We start from the raw sequence: 17,584 nt of genomic DNA, 5'->3' as shown, positions 1-17,584 counted from the left end.
ACGTAGATGGGTTTCTTATTCTTTTCCTCTAATTAGTCAGTGCCTATTTTGCACTGACCTCCTCCCCGCCCTAAAGGGCGAGGGTTCCCCGAGGTCTTAAGGGTTACACCCCTTTATGGGTGCTACTCTGTTATGATCCACTACGAAAGATAGTGGTTTTTTCACGGCTTCGGCGATTACTCCTAATGCCTTCTTTAGAATGTTTAACGCACCGTTTAGGTCGCTATGAAGTTTATGCCCCTTGGGACAAATGATTACTCCTCTTGGGCTCCTCTTAACTTCCACGTCGTGGTAAGCACAATACTTTGATGTATTATACTCAACAACTTCATACACTTTCATACCATATTCCTGAGCCTTTAATTCTATGGATTCCATTAACTTACAATAAGACCAAATATTCACTGTGAACTTATTGCCTTTCTCTTTCACAATATTGAATGGATAACCTAGGTAGATTGTTGATACTCCTAGTTCGTAGAGTGTTTTAATAAGGTGGGAGGCTAGATTACGGTAGAGGTGAAGAAGCCTCCTAGTTAGTTTCTTAAACAACCTCCTCCTTTCCCTTAACAATTCTAGATATGCCTCATATTTACCAATGTTCGACTATTTAAAATCCTTCGGAATAAAGTTCACGGGCTGTTACGGTCTAATATTAACCTTTAACGGTACAGTAGGAGAAATAGAAAAAGCGTTTAATACTGAACTTAACGTGTATTACTATCCTTATAAAAATATCTATTGGTATGGATTATTAGGCATAGCTAATGTAGGTCCGTTCTATTATTTTAGTAATAATGTTACACCTTCATTACCTTATAATATAGGTAAATACGTTCTGGGAATCGTAGGGATATACAGTGTAGACCCTAAAGTCTATCCCATAATTAAAGAGACTTGGAAGGTCGATTTACAAGGTCCTTCATTAGTATCTTCAGTTTTAGTAACTCCTTCAACAATTGCTCAATACTTTAATTTCACGGAATTATATTCTCAAGGCTACACTGGGAAAGGAGAGAAAGTAGCCATTGAAGGCGTTCCTGAGAGCTTCATTAATGAGAGTGACATTTATGTCTTTTGGAATCAGTTTTACATAGTTCCTAGAACGGGAGGACTTAACGTGGTCTATTTGGGTAATATAACAAGTAGTGGCCAATCTGGAGAAAACGAGTTAGATGCAGAATGGGCTGGAGTGTTTTCTCCTGCTTCTTGCATTTACGTAGTTTTCAGTAATGGTTACGTAGGCGGTCAAGCGTTGGTAGGAAACTTGCTTAACTACTATTATGAATTATATTACATGGTAAATTATATAGATCCTGATGTAATTTCAATATCTGTTGCATTACCCGAGTCTTACCTTTCCGCATATTATCCTGCAATGTTATACATGATTCATAATATAATGATACAAGCTGTTGACGAGGGAATATCGGTTTTAGCTGCTGCGGGAGATTGGGGATTTGAAAGCGATCATCCTCCACCAAATTTCATAATAGATGTATATAATACAATTTGGTATCCTGAGAGCGACCCTTACGTCACTGCAGTAGGAGGAATTTTTGTTATGGCGAATTCAACTGGCGGAATAGTTAGCATTTCTGGATGGGATTACAGCACTGGAGGAATAAGTACTGCTTTTCCTATACAATGCTATGAGCTAGCATCTTTAATACCATTTACTCCTAAAATACCGCAAAGAACTTATCCAGACATAGCATTCGTATCAGCAGGAGGATATAATATTCCAGAATTCGGTTTCGGACTACCTTTAATATATCAGGGTCAGCTCTATTTATGGTACGGAACTAGCGGTGCAGCTCCAATGACTGCTGCAATGGTTAGCCTTGCTGAAGTAAGACTTGGAATGCTGAATAGTATACTTTATCATATTTCTTATTGCGGAGAAATACTTACACCTAAAGGGTGCATAAAAGGCTTACCAGCATGGATTCCTATAACTACTGGTGCTAATCCTACTCCTGCCCATTACGGATGGAACTATGTGACTGGACCGGGAACTTATGATGCATATGCTATGGTTAAAGACTTTCTAATATATTACGACTTCATTACTAATGAAAGTTAAATAATTGATTGATAGAATTCAATTAATTTTTTGATTAGTGTATATTTTATATACGATTTTAATTTTTATGCCTAAATTAACTAATGCTCTGATTATATTAGAGAATGGAGAATAAGACTGTAACACTTTTACGAAATCACTCGTTATTTTTAATCATTTCTAAATATAGTATTACAATGTACTAATGATCTCTTACCTTGATAACTGCTCGCGAAGGTGGAGGTGTAGTGGTGTTTCCCTCAGAGGGTGTATGATCCCTTAAGCCCGTTACGCCGCGGGTAAACACTACTATTAACTGATAACTAGATTAAAGTCTTGCTAATTTTAAATTTAAGAAAATCGAATTTCTCTCCTAAGAGTTTTAGCTATCCTCTTCATAAATTGTTGTACTATAATTTGGGTGCAACTTTTATCGTCTCTAAAGAAAATTTTCTTCACTAGATAATATTACTATTAGCTAGCCAATATTACTCTCATGTAATTATTTTATTTTAATATATACCAATTTTCTAAGTTTAATCTTTATAAACTCTTAATGATTAAATGTAAGTATGGAAGATGATTTAACTCAAAAGTTAATTTCCTTGGTTGAGGAGTATAAGGAAATTAATTGTAAAGCGCAAGAGATATTTAAGGAAATAAAACTCCTAATGAGGAAAGGGATAATAGATCCTTGGAGAGTTAACATTATGGATAGCGAAGGAAAATTTATAGATGAATACCTTAATGAAATAGAGAAAGAATTAGAAATTGAAAAGGAAATTAGATTAAAGAAAAAGTGATCATTTTAACCAATAATGAATTGATGAGCCTTTACTCTTCCATCTTCTAATACAACGTAAGCTGCATGAAGTATTCCTTCACTAAACTCGCTTCCAGGATTTAATACAATAGTTTTGCCTATTTTATCAAATGCCCTTGACTCGTGTATATGACCGTGAAGGCAGGCTGCAGAAAATCCTGAGATAGGAACTAGAATTTTCATCTCCCTTAGTCCATGAATTATTCCTGCAATGCTTACTACGAAAAAGTATATCATGCCTATAACTATTGCACCGTATAGCGCAGTTGCACCGGAGGTTGAAATTACTGGTGCGGCTAAAAAGCCTAGTGTTAATACTAATAGGTAATGGGGTTAAACTCATTCTAAGATACGGTACAGCAGGCTCATTAAACGAGAAAATTAAGGTAGGTAGTTACTTTATTCCAATAGGAGTAACTCATCACGACAAGAGTTCTCTATATCAGATTATTAGAGAAGATATAATGCCTGCTCTATCTCCAGACTTAGAATTAGCTTACAAGCTTTATTATTTTCTCAAGTCTCAAGGATTAGAAGTTAATTATGGCACTTTATTTCAGAGCGACGATTTCTATTCAGAGATTCATTTGAAATTTGACGATGCTGTAGATATGGAGAGCGGTACAATTTTCCTATTAAGTAAGATTCATGGCATAAGAAGTGCATCGTTACTTATAATTGCCAATTATAAGGGAAAATGGATTAACTATGAAGAAATATATAGAAGGGATTCTGAAAAGGTTCTAGATTTTCTCATTAACTTTGTTTAAACAAAACTTTCCTTTATGATTTAAAAATTTGAAATCTTTTTTAATTATCTTCTATTGTCATGCGTAGAGAACTTAATAATTTTTAATAAATAGGTAGGATATGTTTAAAAATGCTTAAAATAGCAATTATCTTAATGAAGGAGTACATTCATGCTACAATAGCTTCCACGCTTTCCTGGGCAGGAAACATTTACGATTTACTCCTCATTACTTATGTTTATTCCTACTTAGAGATAGCATTCTCGCTAAATTACCTCGATATATCTATATTATTTGCTCTAGGGCTAATAGGAAGAGTTATAGGAGGAATGATATTTGGAAAATATGCCGATCTAATGGGTAGAAAACCAGTAATGATAATAGGAACAGGAGGTTATGCGTTATTTCAAGGCTTAATGGCCTTTTCTCCCAATGCGTTGTTGTTATTTGTCTTCAGGGGATTAGAAGGTTTATTCATGGGTGCAGCATGGACTGCAGGAATGGTATTAGCTTATGAGAAAGCCCCTGTAAGTGCTAGAGGTTTTGTCACAGGAATTTATCAAGCAGGTTACGGAATAGGTTACGCTTTAACTGCAGTTACTTATTTCATTTTCTTATCAAGTTTGGCAAGTAACTGGAGATTATTTCTATTAACTGGAGCCTTTCCTCTAATTCTTCTCCCTTATATACAGCTTAAAGTTGGAGAAAGTATAAAGAAAACTGAAGTTGAAAAACCAAGGTATAAAGATTACCTTGATGTACTAATAAAGGCAACATTAGCAATGAGTGGAATGTTTATTTCTTACTTTTCCGTGTTTGGCAATTATACTACTATAGCATTGTATTATGCAAAAATGCCTCCATATTTCCTGGCAACTTTAATGCTTGTAGCTAATATTATTCTTGCCGGGTCCTTTGTCCTTTTCGGCAAATTAGCTGATAAAATTAATAAAAGAAAATTAATCTACGCTGGTGTTATAGGTTTATTTGTTTCGATTCCATTCTCTGTCCCAATTTTCTCCTTTTTAATTAATCCTTATATAATGTTTATAGGAACAGTGGGCTTTGCTTTTTCAACTGGTTTCTGGCCAGTTATGCCGCTTCTTTTAGCGGACTCTGTACCAATAAACGTGAGAGGCTTTCTTTCTGGTTTTGCATATAATATGGGAGGCTTAATGGGAGGTATTGCTAACATAATTCTAGGATTAATTTCGTCCTTGTACGGGATATCTGCTTTAGCTAAATCTATAGACGGTTTCGTTATATTCTCGTTAATATTAGTCTTCGTTAGCGTAATAACTTGGCCAAGGAGGAAAATTGTTATTAATAACTAATTTATTAAATCCTCCTGTAAAAACTACATATGCTTATAAAGAACGCTAAGCTACTCGACGGAAGAATTGTGAATATAAAAATAGAAGGAGAAAGAATTACTTGCATAGGTAATTGCATAGGTGACGAGATAATAGATGCAGAAAATAAACTTGTAATTCCACCGTATTTTAACATGCATTTTCATTTAGATAGTGCCTTTACTTCCGTAAGGAATAATAGCGGTACTTTATGGGAAGGTATAAGGATATGGCAAGAGATTAGAGGCAAATTAACAGAGGATGAAGTATATAGGAATGCTATTACTGCAGTGAAATTAATGGTAGTTTACGGCACTTTATGGATAAGGACACACGTAGATGTTACTGAGAAGTCTTTGAAACTCCTTAGAGTTATAAAGAAAGTTAAGGAAGATATGAAAGACATAGCTGAAATTCAAATAACCGCATTTCCTCAGGACGGTATATATACGGATAAAGGTAACGATGAAATACTTAGGAGAGCAATAGAAGAAGGTGCGGATAACGTAGGTTTAATTCCTCACAATGAAATTACTAGAGAAGACGGAGTTAAATCGATAAAGTTTGCCTTCGAGCTTGCGAGAGAATATAATAAGGATGTCGACGGTCATATAGATGAGACTGACGATCCTAATTCAAGGTTCCTAGAGGTCTTAGCTAAGGAGACTATAAACAATTCATGGGAAGGAAGAGTAACTGCAGGTCATGTTACAGCAATGCATAGCTGGGATCCTGCTTATAGATTTAGAATATTACCTACAGTTTCGAGGGCAGGAATTACCGTAGTTCCAAATCCTTTAATAAACGCAGTACTTCAAGGCAGATTAGAAGGTTATCCAAAGAGGAGAGGCAATGCTCCAATAAAGGAAATGATGAAATTTAACGTTAATGTAGCATTAGGTCATGATTGTATAATGGATCCATGGTATCCTTTAGGGACGGGCAATATGTTACAAGTATTATTTATGGCAATTCACATGGATCAGTTAACGGAGGGAGAAGAGCTATTAAATTCAATTAATTTAATTACTTTTAATTCAGCAAAGGCTTGGAGAGTTAAAAATTACGGAATAAAAGAAGGTAATGAAGCTAACCTCCTAATAACTAACGCAGACGATGTAATAGATCTATTACGTTTTATGGAACCTCCCAAGTTTGTTATTAGGAAAGGAAAAATAATAGCAAAGGATGGAAAATATATATTATTTAATGGAAAATGGGAAGAAGTAAAAAGGAAACCTTGACTACACAGTTATATTTTCACTCTCTTATTCTTTCTTATTTGTAAATTCGATAGCTAAAGCTGCATGAGCTAATGCACCTAACTTCAGAACACTTTCATCTACGCAGAACTTTGAACTGTGATTAGGATAAATGCATCCTAACTTTTCGTTCCTAGTACCTAGGAAGAAGTAAGTTCCCTTAGCCTTCTGTAAAAACCTTGAGAAATCTTCTGCTCCTAAAATAGGCTGAGTCTCTTCCACTTTTGATATATTGCCAAGTATCTTCATTACTTCCTCTGTTGTTTCTGGATCGTTAACAGTGATGGGATAAACGTCCTTCATAAACTCAACTCTGCATTCTGCTCCATAAATACTGCAAATTGAAGATACTATTCTTTCCATGTAATCTAAAGCTTTTTTCCTCACGTTTTCATCCAAGCTCCTTATTGTTCCTTCCATTATTGCATCGTCAGGAATTATATTATCCTTAGTCCCTGAATGAATCGAAGTTATTGAAATGATAAAAGGTTGTACCGGGTCTATTTGTCTTGCAGTTATTCCATATATTGCATTAGCTATCAGCAAAGAAATATATATGGGGTCTATAGTCTCATGGGGTGCAGATCCGTGACCTCCTTTGCCGTGAACAATGATTTTAAACGCGTCAGGAGTTGCCATTAAAGGTCCTTTCCTTGTTGCGAAAACTCCTGCAGGATATGCAGAAGAAATATGCAAACCAAAAACGTAATCTACTCCATCCATTACACCTGCATCAATCATAGGCTTTGCTCCTCCTAAGCCTCCGTCCTCTTCAGCAGGTTGAAAAATGAACCTAACTTCTCCAGATAGCATATTAATATTTTTAGCTAACAACATTGCCCCTCCCAATAGCATTGCTACGTGAGTATCATGGCCACAAGCATGCATTACTCCTTTAACCTTTGATTTAAAAGGTAAATCAGTCATTTCTTCTACCGGTAATGCGTCCATGTCAGCCCTTAACGCCACTACTTTTCCTGGTTTAGAAGTCTTTAATATTCCCACCACTGCAGTAGGTAAACCTACGCCTACTTTAACTTCTATACCCAAGCTCTTCAGAGTTTCTGCAACTAGTTTTGCCGTATTATATTCCTTGTAAGAAAGTTCTGGATACTCGTGTATCTTTCTCCTAATTTCAATTATCTTATCCTCTATCTCGAGTACGTCTTTCTTTAACTTTTCTATATCCATATAATGAATTTAAAACCATGGTTAATAAAGTGCTAAGACTACTTATGTTACTAAATAACAAAAATTTCTATGTATAGATTTAATTAAAAGTTTTTTAAACTAGATTCCTTTTTAAATATGAAAAAGTACGTTCATATAATTACCCCGATTGCTTATGAAATACTATTACTAAAGTACGCCTACACTATCCTCAATTTGAAGTTTCATTTAAACTAGAATTCTCTCTTAATAGGGAATAGGTCGAAATCTTTATCGTTAGAGTAAATAACGTCTATTCCAAGCCTTTTCATTTGACTAAAGATTATTGTGTCATCCCAAAGTTTATAACTTAATTTGGAAGACTGTAAAGTCCTTATTGCGTTAATAAAATCTTCCCATGTGGTTTCTATAATTTTAATTCCAGATTGTTTTAGATAGTCAATAAATATTGGAATCGCTTCAACCTTTTTTCTCCTCTCTAAATGGGCCAAAACTTGAGAAATGACCAGCGTAGAAGAATAAACTTCTCCTCCCTCAGCAGTTCTCAGTAATTCCTTTGCTCTTTCGCCGTATAAAGGGTCAGAGAAAAGTACGTAAATAAACACGTTTGAATCAATCATTATCTTCAAAACCTAAGGCCTCCTCTATTTCCTCAATTTTAACGCTTTCCTTTCCAGCTATTCCGTAAATATCGTCCACGGTTAATTTCTTGACTTTAATTATAATTCTTCCATCTTTCTCCAGCTCTACTTCAACTTTACTACCTTCTTTTAAGTTTAATTCATCTCTAATTTCCTTTGGTATCACTATCCTCCCTTTTTCATCCATTGTAACTATGTATCCCATGAATTTATTTTGTATTCCCACTTTAAAAATTTTACTAGGAATTCAACTTCGTTAATCTTCAACTCATTACTAGGAATCCCTATTAAACTAAGCCCTTGTGTATTACACTAAAGTTATCGCGATATTAGATCCTACCTATTACGTCCTTTCCCGCCAAAACTAATCCCTTCCTATCTGCTTCGTCCTTAAGTAGAGAATACTCTTCATTCTCAATAAATCCCAGTATTACGTCGGCGTAACATAAAAATTTGCTGAGAAAATGATGAGCGCATAAGCAAACGAAAAGTATGACTGTCTCTATAACTTACGAGCATTTGTATGTGGGAATTTAACGTGAAGCTATGGGCAGAGAAGTTAGTTAAGTCGCTCTCATCTTAGACGCTTAATTTTCAAAGTGCGACCAAGGTTGATAGTAGGTAGTGTTATTCATACCGTAATGTTATTACGATCCTTAACATGAATGGGAGGACTCAGAGCATCTGCTACTATGAGGGCAAGCCAGTTAGGTAAAACGGCTGGTTGTAAATTTAGCAAAGAGTTCTGTAGAGGATTTGAATCCTTTTACTATCGAGTATAATATACGATAGGGATTTTTCCCGGAATACTGCAAAAAGGTGACTTCCCTAATGTTCCATTATCTATTTTTTTGTTCACATGACATGTTAAACGTTTAACATTACGATAGTTAAACTTTTATAAATCAAGGGAAGAGTGTATTTATGGAACGATATAGGGTGAAGGTCTACAAGAAGGGAATTATAGTTATTCCTAAAGAGGTAAGAGAATCAATCGGAATAAAGGAGGGAGATATAGTGGAACTTATAGTTGATGGAGATAAGGTAAGAATAGAGAAACCTAAAACCCTCTTGGACTTATTTGGAATTGATGGCGATAAGGCAGTAGAAGTTGCTAAGGCTATAGTTGAGGAAAGGAGGAAGGAAGTTGAAAGAGAAGTACGTACTTGATGCGGGGCCTTTATCTCTTTTTTTCGCAGGAAAAAAGGATGTTAAAAAATTCTTCGAGGAGATGTATAAGAATAACGCAATAATTTACATGAACGAAGTTAATCTCGCAGAGTTCATTTATAATTATATATTAAAATTAGGAAAAGACATTGCAATAGCAAGGCATAAGTATATTAGAAACTCACCAATAAAGATAATTTCACCAAACGAAAATATAACGGAGACCGCTGCAATATTAAAGAGTAAATATCCTTACCTATCATTGGCAGATGCATATCTTATAGCTACAGCTAAAGAAGTTGGAGGAAAAGTTATTACTACAGACGAAGATATTGAAAAAACTAATGAAGTAGAGTGTATAATAATTAATTTAGATTGAAAATAAAAACTTTCATGATAGTTAAGGAGTTTAATCAATGGGTCTAGCAACTCTAACCTCTAGTAAGAAGAAGAGAAGTCTCGAAGATGGGCTCTAATCCTAAAGCCTTTGTTCAAATAATTAGTCTTTTTAATGTCTACAAGCGAATGAATAGAGATTCCAATATATATTTAAACTTTCGTTCTAAAGTATTCTGTATGAAGGAAATTATTATCAGAAAAGCTGAGAAAGATGATTGGAGGAAGGTTTACGAGCTTTACAGTAGGCTATCTGACGAAGACCTCTACTTAAGGTTCTTCCATTATTATAGGCCAAGCGAGGAGGAAGTTAGAAAGTTGGTGACTGAACAACGAGATCATATTACTATAGTTGCAGTAGATGAAGAAGGTAAAGTTATTGGTGAAGGGACTATTTACAACGACGGGGAGTTTTAGCTCGTTGTTGACTCTAACTATAGGATGAGGGGGATAGGGACTTCGATTGTTGAAAAATTAATAGAGCTTGGTAAAGAGGCTGGATTAAAGAAAATAAGGTTCTACACTTTGCCAGACAATATTCCTATGATAAGAATAAGTAAAAAGCCTTCTCGTAGTACTTACTCCACGTTCCCTTAAAGTCTACTTTCCCTTCGTGAAAGAATTGTTGTCTCCTTTCGAAGTTTACTTCGTTGAAGAGTTTTGCAGAGAGGTCTGCTAATCTCCTCAGCTTCCTTTCCTGAAAAACCATTTGGAAGAAGACGGACTACATTCACCCTCTTTTCTGAGTATTCAACTTCGTAGACACCCTCCTCCGGTATTGCGGGAGTAGAAGTCGGCTCCCGCTCCTCATCCTCATAAAGTTGACCAGAGGAGGGTGCCACAACTACTCGTTATCGTTAAAGTTTAAATAGCTTTACCTCGCCCCTAGAAGGGGCGAGGTTTGTCGTTTTTCTATCATTATGGTTTTCATAATATACTATATACATACTACAGACAGATCAACTTTTTGTTGGCGTATGTGCTTGTCCAAATTGGTGGAATATACTCCACAAATTTTATTATAACTTGGTGGAATATACTCCACAAATGAATGTAGAAGAGGCTAAAAGGATAGTAGCAGACCAAAAAGAACTTGTTGAGGAAAAGCTCTCTCAAAATTACATAAAGAGGGACGTCGGTGACGTTGAGAGGTTTCTAAGGATACCAAACGTTTTGGCAATACTAGGAGTTAGGAGGTCCGGAAAATCTACCCTATCCTTGATGCTAATGAAGGAATTGAAAGTAAAATTTGCTTACCTAAACTTCGATGACGAAAGCCTTTTTGGAATTACTACAGAGGATCTGAGGAACATAGAGCAAGCGATCTACGAAGTTTACGGTAATGACGTGATTTACTTAGTTTTTGACGAAATACACAACGTGAAAGGTTGGGAGTTATTTATCTCAAGGCTCAGAGAGAGTAAGAGGATAATCATTACTGGAAGTAATTCAAAAATGCTCTCGGGGGAATTGGCTACAGCGTTAACTGGAAGGCATTCCGACATAGTCCTTTTCCCTTTCTCTTTTAGGGAGTATCTGAGGTTTAGAAACATTAACGTTGAGAACCCCATTTCAACTAGGGACGTCGTAACTGTTAAAGTGGCATTAGAGAAATACCTCGAAGAGGGAGGCTTTCCCGAGGCGTTAATAATCGGGAAGGATCAAGTTGACGTAATATATAATGATATATTGTTCAAGGACGTTGTGTTTAGGTATAAAATTAGGGAAATGGGGAAGTTCAAGGAGTTCTCGAGAAGCATAATTTCATATTATTCGTCAGAGGTTTCTCTCTCTAAACTAACCAAAGTTGTTAATGTTGATAAGAAGACAATTGATTTGTGGGCTTTTGGTCTTGAGAATTCTTACTTAATTTACTTCCTCCCTAGGTATGGGGAAAAACTCAAGGAAAGGCTGACTTTTAATAAAAAGGTTTACGTAGTAGACCCTGGCGTTGTGTCTAGGATAGCGTTGAGGGCGAGAGACAAGGGGAGAGTCATAGAGAACGTAGTGGCGATTAAGCTATTGAGGGAAAACCAGTTGAAAGGGTTATATTACATTAAAGGGAAGGACTTTGAAGTGGACTTTTACGACGAGTTAAATTCTAGGCTAATTCAAGTAACCTATGCTGTAGACAAGGTTGAGGAAAGGGAAATAAAAGGGCTTATGAAGGCCAACGAGCTGGTTAAGGCTAGGGAATTAATAGTGGTTACTTACGACATCGAAGGAAAGGAGGAAAGAGAGGGTAAGGAAATAAAATTTATCCCATTATATAAATTTTTACTAAAATATTAACAGATACATTTTAAAAAAGTTTTAATAGAACTTTTGATTGAGCCTAAGAATTGGTTTAATAATGAAACTAATGTGGTTATCTGAGCCACCCGAATCGATGAACCGCTTTGGGAGGGAACCCTTCAGACAGTCTCAATTTGCAAGGGAGGAATTTTTCTCGTAAGAGAATTATGTTAATAAAGCTAGAAGAGTTTATTTCTTTATCTTTTATATAATGAAAATTAAGTGAATAAATAAAAGCGAAGATTAAGATAATTAATTCTACTTACTGTAGTCATTATGATTTTCAGGGTAATTTCCTTCATTATTTTCGTGACTAGGTAAGTTTCTATTCCTCTATGACCGTTAACACGATCTTCCAAGATGGAAAAGGGTCTGTTGATTTGCTGTATCTCCAAAAACTCTATTTAAGTCTGTACCGTCATATGCACTAAGCCAGAGAATTTGATTTATTAGTAAAAAATAGTTCGGAGAAAAATTGGCAAAAATCACCAAGTAATGTAAAATATGAAGGAAAGGAAACAAAAAACTCCCTGAAAAGCCAAAAAGCTGATATGTTTGGAATAGAAGGAATGTGTTGTTACCTTTTTTTACATACCAATACCGCCAGTACGACCACTATAATAATACTTATAACGATAATTGCTAGTATTATAATTAATGGTGATATAAGTTCTTTATTTGTAAATGATTGCGTCTGCGATTCGGCACTTGGACAAGTAGTCCGAGACTGCACAGTATGGGATTGTGTCTGAAATTGAGAGCTTGTCTGGGTTTGTGCACAAGTTTGACCACTCTCGTAACATTGCGTAGTTTGAGATTGAGAAACAGTTTTAGGTTTAAGGCTGAGTGAGACTATAATAAACATAGCCGAAGACCATGCATGTGGGGAAGTTGTAGGTAATGGGTATCCCTTTACGGGAGCTACTGCTTCTGGCAATAATCCTTGTTGAGAATGATTATATGCCCAACATAATAGTCTAATAGAAGAGTTGATCTCACCTGTTTTCGCATAATACAACGCCTCAAACATTGTAGTAACGACCCAAGGAGGACTAGGCTCACAACTATCGTATAAGAGTACAGAGTAATGATAAACGTCGTTGGCGAATCTTGAAAGCCCTCCGTTGACCGTTAGGTTAGACACTACAGTATTCAAATTTTTCTCGGTATAGTTTGAGTCTAAAGGCAAATAGCCCATAGCCAATGGCAACAAAGTTGAAGAATCTATTGCAGGCTGTAACGGATATAATACATTTCCAAATGATCCTAAAGCTGATGCAAAATATCCATTTTCCCAGAAGTATTTCAGAATACTTTCGTTCAGAAGTTTTGTCTCATAACTGACGTTAAATCCCAATTTCTCCATATAATACAAACCTAGATCGTTAAGTGCTTCAGTCCAGAAATGGTAAGCTAATCTTGTTTCCCAAGGGCCTAAGTCTTTAGGTATTAAGTGATAAGGGGATTTGAGAATTTCACAAGTTTGGTACTTTATTATTTCACATAGCCTAGGTTTAATCTTGTATATAAATTCTAAATTGTGAGTAAGATTGTAGAAATTATATACTCCGATTTCGAACAAGCCTAGACTATCTAGGTCTGGTATAGCATATGTTGTGCAAGGTTCCCCAGTATAGAAGTTATACCTCGTATACCATGTTCCGTTACCCATCGAAGTGGCATTGGCCATCCACAGCCAGTATTTTAAAGCAGTATTATAATGCCCTGCCTCTTGTAACGCCATAGCCATAAAAGAAGAGTCCCTAACCCATGAATAAAGATATAGTGGAGAAGGAGAAGACGCGAAAACTCCTAGATAAGGATTCTGGCTATCCTTTATTAAAAGTAAAGATAAATAGTATTCTCCCAATAAAGACTTGGGCAAATTTTTAGGGATGACGCTCTTACTCAACCATGAGTTAACTTCATTATTATTTAGTGTTAGTAGATAAGGTATGTTTTTGAAAGGAGGAGTCAGTATGGAGATCTCCGCATAATACTTCCCTACCTCTTGGAAAGAGATAATTAAGTTACTGTCATTAATAATAACGCTTCCGTTCGATATTACCCAAGCTACGTTATTAGTATACGCATTATCTTGTATTAACCAAGATGAATTAGACTCTATAGTAATGTTGAAAGGGCTCTTCACGTTTACCATAAGTATTAGATAGTTGGTATAAGGAGGAAGTATTATACAGACCGAATTATTACATTCTAGCAACACAGTATTATTAAGTTGAAGATAGGCTTTCGTTGTATTAATTCCAAGGCAAACAGTAAGATTTAGTATGCCCGTCCCTCCCAGATATATATTCCTTATTGAAGCATTATACAGTGGAAAGCAATCAAGCTCTCTATTTATAACTTGTATCCCTGTAGGAATCCAAATTGAAATGTCTTTCCAATTACTCAACAATAAATAAGACGGATAATAAGGGTTTGAATAACAGCTTTCAGATCTTGTGCCTAATATGAAATAATTGGGAAAAGAAAGCGATAAAATAAGAACTAGAATTATAAATTTAACTATTATAGTTTTTCTCCCTCTCAATTGTTATCGTCACTAGAAGGAAAAATAGATAAACAAATATTTAAATCTATAAGGGGGCTATCCATTGGCGAGGCTTTCCGCCCCCTTAACCCCCATTTTTTGTAAATTATTTTTATCTCTGTATAGAGATTAAATAAAAGATTTTTAAACCAGAATTTTATTTTTTAAATATGCAAAAGTATATTCATGCAGTAACTTCATCAACATTAGCTTGGGCAGGTAATATTTACGATTTAGTACTAATAACATACGCATACACCTTCCTAAACAAGATAGTAGGCATAAGTTACTTAGACTTAACTATAATATTCTCTCTAGGTCTGATAGGAAGAGTTATAGGAGCAAGCATATTCGGAAAGATTGCAGATACAAGAGGAAGAAAGATTGTGGCATTAACCGGAACTGCAGGTTACTCTATCTTCCAGGCGTTTTTCGCACTCACAGTCTCATTTCCATTAATGGCATTTTTCAGAACAATTGAAGGAATTTTCATGGGAGCTCAGTGGACTTCTGGGACAGTATTAGCAATAGAGCAGGCACCAAAGCAGAAGCTTCAATTCGTTAATAGTATAGTACAAGCAGGTTACGCTTTAGGTTACGCACTTACTGGAGTTACTTATATATTCATGAGCAGTGATTTAACATCAATATCTGGTTATAGGATTTTCATGCTAACAGGTTCCTTACCCCTAATTCTCGTTCCTTACATTTACTTTAAAGTAACAGAAGAGTTTAAGCCATCAGTAGTTGCTCAAAAAGTTAGGGTAAAGGATTATTTTCCTTATTTTATTAGGGCATCTTTAGCAATGAGCGGAATGTTTATTGCTTATCTAGCAATATTTAGCATTTATCCCGACTTTGCAGGATTTTCAGGGTTCCCAGCTTATTACGTTGGATTATTAATGGCTATTGCAAACGCAATACAAGGTACTTCCTATGTCATTTTCGGAAGACTTTCCTATAGATTTGGCGTATTTAAATTAATTTACGTAGGAATAGCAGGTCTTTTAGTAGCATCTTTCCTCTCAATGCCAATATTTACTCCACTAAAGACTTTGCCCATAATGAGTGCAGGAGTTTACCTTTATGCTTTCGCTGTAGGTTTTTGGCCTTTAATTTCTGGCATTGCTGCTAGTAGTGTTCCTCCCGAGGTTAGGGCATTTTTAACAGGCACTGCTTATAATATTGGTGCAGTTGCGGGAGGAATTGTTTCTGCAATGATCGGTGGAATTATTGAAGCCTTCGGTATGGCTTCATTACCTTACTTCGTAGACGGAATAGAATTTGCTTCTTTGGCAGTGGTTTTTGTGTCGATGTTCACTTGGCCAATAAGGATAGAGAATAGAGCTTAAGAACGTTTCTCTTTGTTTAATGTCTTGAAATAAAACATAAAGTTACTAGGGCTTTACTTAAATTACTTTGTTTTTTAACGAGTTATAAATAATTCTATTATTTGTGGCGAGGGACTTTCATCTGTAAATGCTGGTTGCCTCTCACCCGAGCTGGGGAGGAGTGTCATTAACACCATTAATTTTTGGGCTATCCATCCCCTTTTTTGTAAACTTGTCGTGTAATTTACTCTTAGTCCATTCCTACAATATTTAGTCCATATAATATAGATTATTGCGTTTAGCTAAATATTTTAGTAAGAAATAAGTGTGACTTACTCTCTCTAAATTAAAAATTTAAGCCTTTAATGGTAACTAGGTTCATGAAGCCGATATTTATCTTACTCCTTATAATTCTTTCTTCCATTATTCCTACATTTTACTCCTCAACGTCGTGGTACGTTAAAGTACAGACTTGTCAAGTAAAGATTATAATTAGTCCCTATAACTCCACTGATATAATATCATGCCTATGCAAAGGAAAATACATATACGCAGAGGTTTATGAGCTCACCTGTTGTAAAATTGCTAATGCAATAATTAATGCAGTGAAGAAAGGAGGAGAAGCTTTTATAGTTCTTTCGTCCAATGTTTACGGCGGAATTCCTAGTGATGAGGAACAGTTAGTTTCAGAATTGAATTCCTCCGGGGTTCACGTAAAATTCCTTTCTGGTTTTAAATATGTGCACTCTAAGGTTTTCGTCATAAATAACTGCACTGTCATCTTGGGCTCAATAAATCCTACTTACTACGGAATTTACAAGGACCATGGAGTGGATTTGGCTATTTACAACTCATCAATTGCTCAAGCTTTTGCTTGCATAATACTTGACGACTATTACGGAAAGCCTGTAAATGTTGATTATCCCGGAATTGTAGTTTCACCAATAAATAGTGAATGTGAACTATCTAACATACTTTCTCAGCCAGGGCATTTATATATAGCAATGGAGGAGCTTTATCCTTCAAGCGGATTTTATCCAGAAATAGAACAGCATGAGAGAACAGTTGTTACTTCTACCTATAGTGAAGATAACTGTGCAGTAAGTCAGCTAGGTGCTGTAGAAATTAATGATATGACCGCAAAGATAATAGTAGTTGGGAACTACGTCTATGTAGGGAGTGTAAATTTAGATTATACCTCTATTCACTGTAATAGAGAACTGGGAATAATAATTTGCAATCCCGCAATTGCTCACTCGCTAGAGTCATTAATTTGTAACTGGGCACAAGGAAAGTCTGTCGAAGGAAATTATGCATATCAATTAAGTAATCCATTATTTCTATTATTTATAATTATAATCTCAATTATAGTAGTAATACTATTAAAGAAGAAGATATGAAAGTAAATCATCATTTTATTATATTAAATTTTCTTCTTACCTTATATTATTCTACCAAATTAGCACTTTATTTAAGTAAGTTCTTCTTCATAAAGAAAATGGGTATTATAAAGGCTGTTCTCTTCCTTCAATATCTATTACGAAATTTCCTTACCTTCCTCTTATAAAGAAAATTTGATAAAATGAACCACAAACCTCGCCCCTTCTAGGGACGGGGTAAAGCTTTTTAAAACTCCAACGGTTGGTATTGAGTAGCACCCACAAAGGTGTGTAACCCCTAAGACCCCAGCGAACCCTCGCTAGCGGGGAGGAGGTCAGATCTGTTTTGCATGCTAAGAAACTGCTGGTGCTGAGGAAATATATAGATTCCCTCATC

General features: G+C 35.6%; 18 protein-coding genes and 1 pseudogene. 12 read left to right on the top strand and 7 right to left on the bottom strand.

The genetic code is table 11. The annotated features are described in order from the left end of the window. Window positions 1-96 precede the first annotated feature (96 nt). Window positions 97-552: a zinc ribbon domain-containing protein gene (locus tag D1867_RS06770; protein WP_240872187.1), complete on the bottom strand. Its 456-nt coding sequence runs from the start codon at window positions 550-552 to the stop codon at window positions 97-99. 46 nt (window positions 553-598) lie between these two features. Here D1867_RS06770 and D1867_RS06765 point away from each other — a divergent pair, with 46 nt between their 5' ends. Continuing rightward, the gene (locus tag D1867_RS06765; protein ID WP_155863322.1) at window positions 599-2,086 is read left to right on the top strand and encodes a S53 family peptidase; all 1,488 of its coding nucleotides are present in this window, start codon (window positions 599-601) and stop codon (window positions 2,084-2,086) included. Window positions 2,087-2,637: 551 nt separating this feature from the next. Further along, window positions 2,638-2,868 carry a hypothetical protein gene (locus tag D1867_RS06760; RefSeq protein WP_155863321.1) on the top strand — a complete coding sequence of 77 codons (231 nt, stop codon included), beginning with the start codon at window positions 2,638-2,640 and terminating at the stop codon, window positions 2,866-2,868. Between the two features lie 5 nt (window positions 2,869-2,873). On the opposite strand, the gene D1867_RS06755 is transcribed toward D1867_RS06760, so the two are convergent. After that, window positions 2,874-3,125 carry a hypothetical protein gene (locus D1867_RS06755; protein ID WP_155863320.1) on the bottom strand — a complete coding sequence of 84 codons (252 nt, stop codon included), beginning with the start codon at window positions 3,123-3,125 and terminating at the stop codon, window positions 2,874-2,876. A gap of 71 nt (window positions 3,126-3,196) precedes the next feature. Here D1867_RS06755 and D1867_RS06750 point away from each other — a divergent pair, with 71 nt between their 5' ends. The 3 genes from D1867_RS06750 (at window position 3,197) to D1867_RS06740 (ending at window position 6,233) form a co-directional block, all read left to right on the top strand. After that, window positions 3,197-3,658 carry a phosphorylase family protein gene (locus D1867_RS06750; protein WP_162309159.1) on the top strand — a complete coding sequence of 154 codons (462 nt, stop codon included), beginning with the start codon at window positions 3,197-3,199 and terminating at the stop codon, window positions 3,656-3,658. 110 nt (window positions 3,659-3,768) lie between these two features. Next, on the top strand, window positions 3,769-4,971 hold the full coding sequence (locus D1867_RS06745) for an MFS transporter (protein WP_240872185.1): 1,203 nt from the start codon (window positions 3,769-3,771) through the stop codon (window positions 4,969-4,971). A gap of 29 nt (window positions 4,972-5,000) precedes the next feature. Further along, window positions 5,001-6,233 (top strand): amidohydrolase family protein, encoded by a 1,233-nt coding sequence (locus D1867_RS06740; RefSeq protein WP_155863318.1) that lies wholly within the window; start codon window positions 5,001-5,003, stop codon window positions 6,231-6,233. A 24-nt stretch (window positions 6,234-6,257) separates the two neighbouring features. On the opposite strand, the gene cpsA is transcribed toward D1867_RS06740, so the two are convergent. From cpsA to D1867_RS06725, 3 genes are all read right to left on the bottom strand, one after another. Next, window positions 6,258-7,442, bottom strand: coding sequence for a carboxypeptidase CpsA (gene cpsA, locus D1867_RS06735; RefSeq protein ID WP_155863317.1), 1,185 nt, complete (start codon window positions 7,440-7,442; stop codon window positions 6,258-6,260). Window positions 7,443-7,654: 212 nt separating this feature from the next. Further along, window positions 7,655-8,041: a type II toxin-antitoxin system VapC family toxin gene (locus D1867_RS06730; protein ID WP_155864416.1), complete on the bottom strand. Its 387-nt coding sequence runs from the start codon at window positions 8,039-8,041 to the stop codon at window positions 7,655-7,657. Then, window positions 8,034-8,267, bottom strand: a complete 234-nt coding sequence (locus tag D1867_RS06725; protein ID WP_155863316.1) for an AbrB/MazE/SpoVT family DNA-binding domain-containing protein — start codon at window positions 8,265-8,267, stop codon at window positions 8,034-8,036. Before D1867_RS06725 ends, D1867_RS06730 begins: the two co-directional genes overlap by 8 nt. Before the next feature lie 719 nt (window positions 8,268-8,986). Here D1867_RS06725 and D1867_RS06720 point away from each other — a divergent pair. The 4 genes and pseudogenes from D1867_RS06720 to D1867_RS06705 form a co-directional block, all read left to right on the top strand. Then, entirely contained in the window at window positions 8,987-9,232 is a 246-nt protein-coding gene (locus D1867_RS06720; protein ID WP_155863315.1) for an AbrB/MazE/SpoVT family DNA-binding domain-containing protein, read from the top strand. After that, window positions 9,210-9,611 (top strand): type II toxin-antitoxin system VapC family toxin, encoded by a 402-nt coding sequence (locus tag D1867_RS06715; RefSeq protein ID WP_155863314.1) that lies wholly within the window; start codon window positions 9,210-9,212, stop codon window positions 9,609-9,611. The genes D1867_RS06720 and D1867_RS06715 overlap by 23 nt, the downstream gene beginning before the upstream one ends. 197 nt (window positions 9,612-9,808) lie before the next feature. Next, the gene (locus D1867_RS06710; RefSeq protein WP_155863313.1) at window positions 9,809-10,045 is read left to right on the top strand and encodes a GNAT family N-acetyltransferase; all 237 of its coding nucleotides are present in this window, start codon (window positions 9,809-9,811) and stop codon (window positions 10,043-10,045) included. 12 nt (window positions 10,046-10,057) lie between these two features. After that, window positions 10,058-10,225: pseudogene (locus tag D1867_RS06705) on the top strand (GNAT family N-acetyltransferase); the annotation flags it as partial. Here D1867_RS06705 and D1867_RS06700 read toward each other — a convergent pair. Then, the gene (locus D1867_RS06700) at window positions 10,222-10,470 is read right to left on the bottom strand and encodes a hypothetical protein (RefSeq protein ID WP_240872183.1); all 249 of its coding nucleotides are present in this window, start codon (window positions 10,468-10,470) and stop codon (window positions 10,222-10,224) included. The pseudogene D1867_RS06705 and the gene D1867_RS06700 sit on opposite strands and share 4 nt — an antisense overlap. Window positions 10,471-10,675: 205 nt before the next feature. On the opposite strand from D1867_RS06700, the gene D1867_RS06695 reads away from it, so the two are divergent. After that, window positions 10,676-11,920, top strand: coding sequence for an ATP-binding protein (locus D1867_RS06695; protein ID WP_155863311.1), 1,245 nt, complete (start codon window positions 10,676-10,678; stop codon window positions 11,918-11,920). 580 nt (window positions 11,921-12,500) lie between these two features. Here D1867_RS06695 and D1867_RS12245 read toward each other — a convergent pair. After that, window positions 12,501-14,339 (bottom strand): glycoside hydrolase family 15 protein, encoded by a 1,839-nt coding sequence (locus D1867_RS12245; RefSeq protein WP_205737140.1) that lies wholly within the window; start codon window positions 14,337-14,339, stop codon window positions 12,501-12,503. Between the two features lie 308 nt (window positions 14,340-14,647). On the opposite strand from D1867_RS12245, the gene D1867_RS06685 reads away from it, so the two are divergent. After that, a complete protein-coding gene (locus D1867_RS06685) occupies window positions 14,648-15,829 on the top strand; it encodes an MFS transporter (protein WP_155863310.1) in 1,182 nt (393 codons plus the stop codon). Between the two features lie 359 nt (window positions 15,830-16,188). Further along, a complete protein-coding gene (locus D1867_RS06680) occupies window positions 16,189-17,208 on the top strand; it encodes a phospholipase D-like domain-containing protein (RefSeq protein ID WP_162309158.1) in 1,020 nt (339 codons plus the stop codon). Window positions 17,209-17,584: the final 376 nt, after the last annotated feature.

Origin of the sequence: Acidianus infernus, from assembly GCF_009729545.1 — an archaeon.
Lineage (GTDB): Archaea > Thermoproteota > Thermoprotei_A > Sulfolobales > Sulfolobaceae > Acidianus > Acidianus infernus.
Note: the sequence above shows the minus strand (reverse complement) of the source record. Positions and strands in the feature narration are given on the sequence as shown.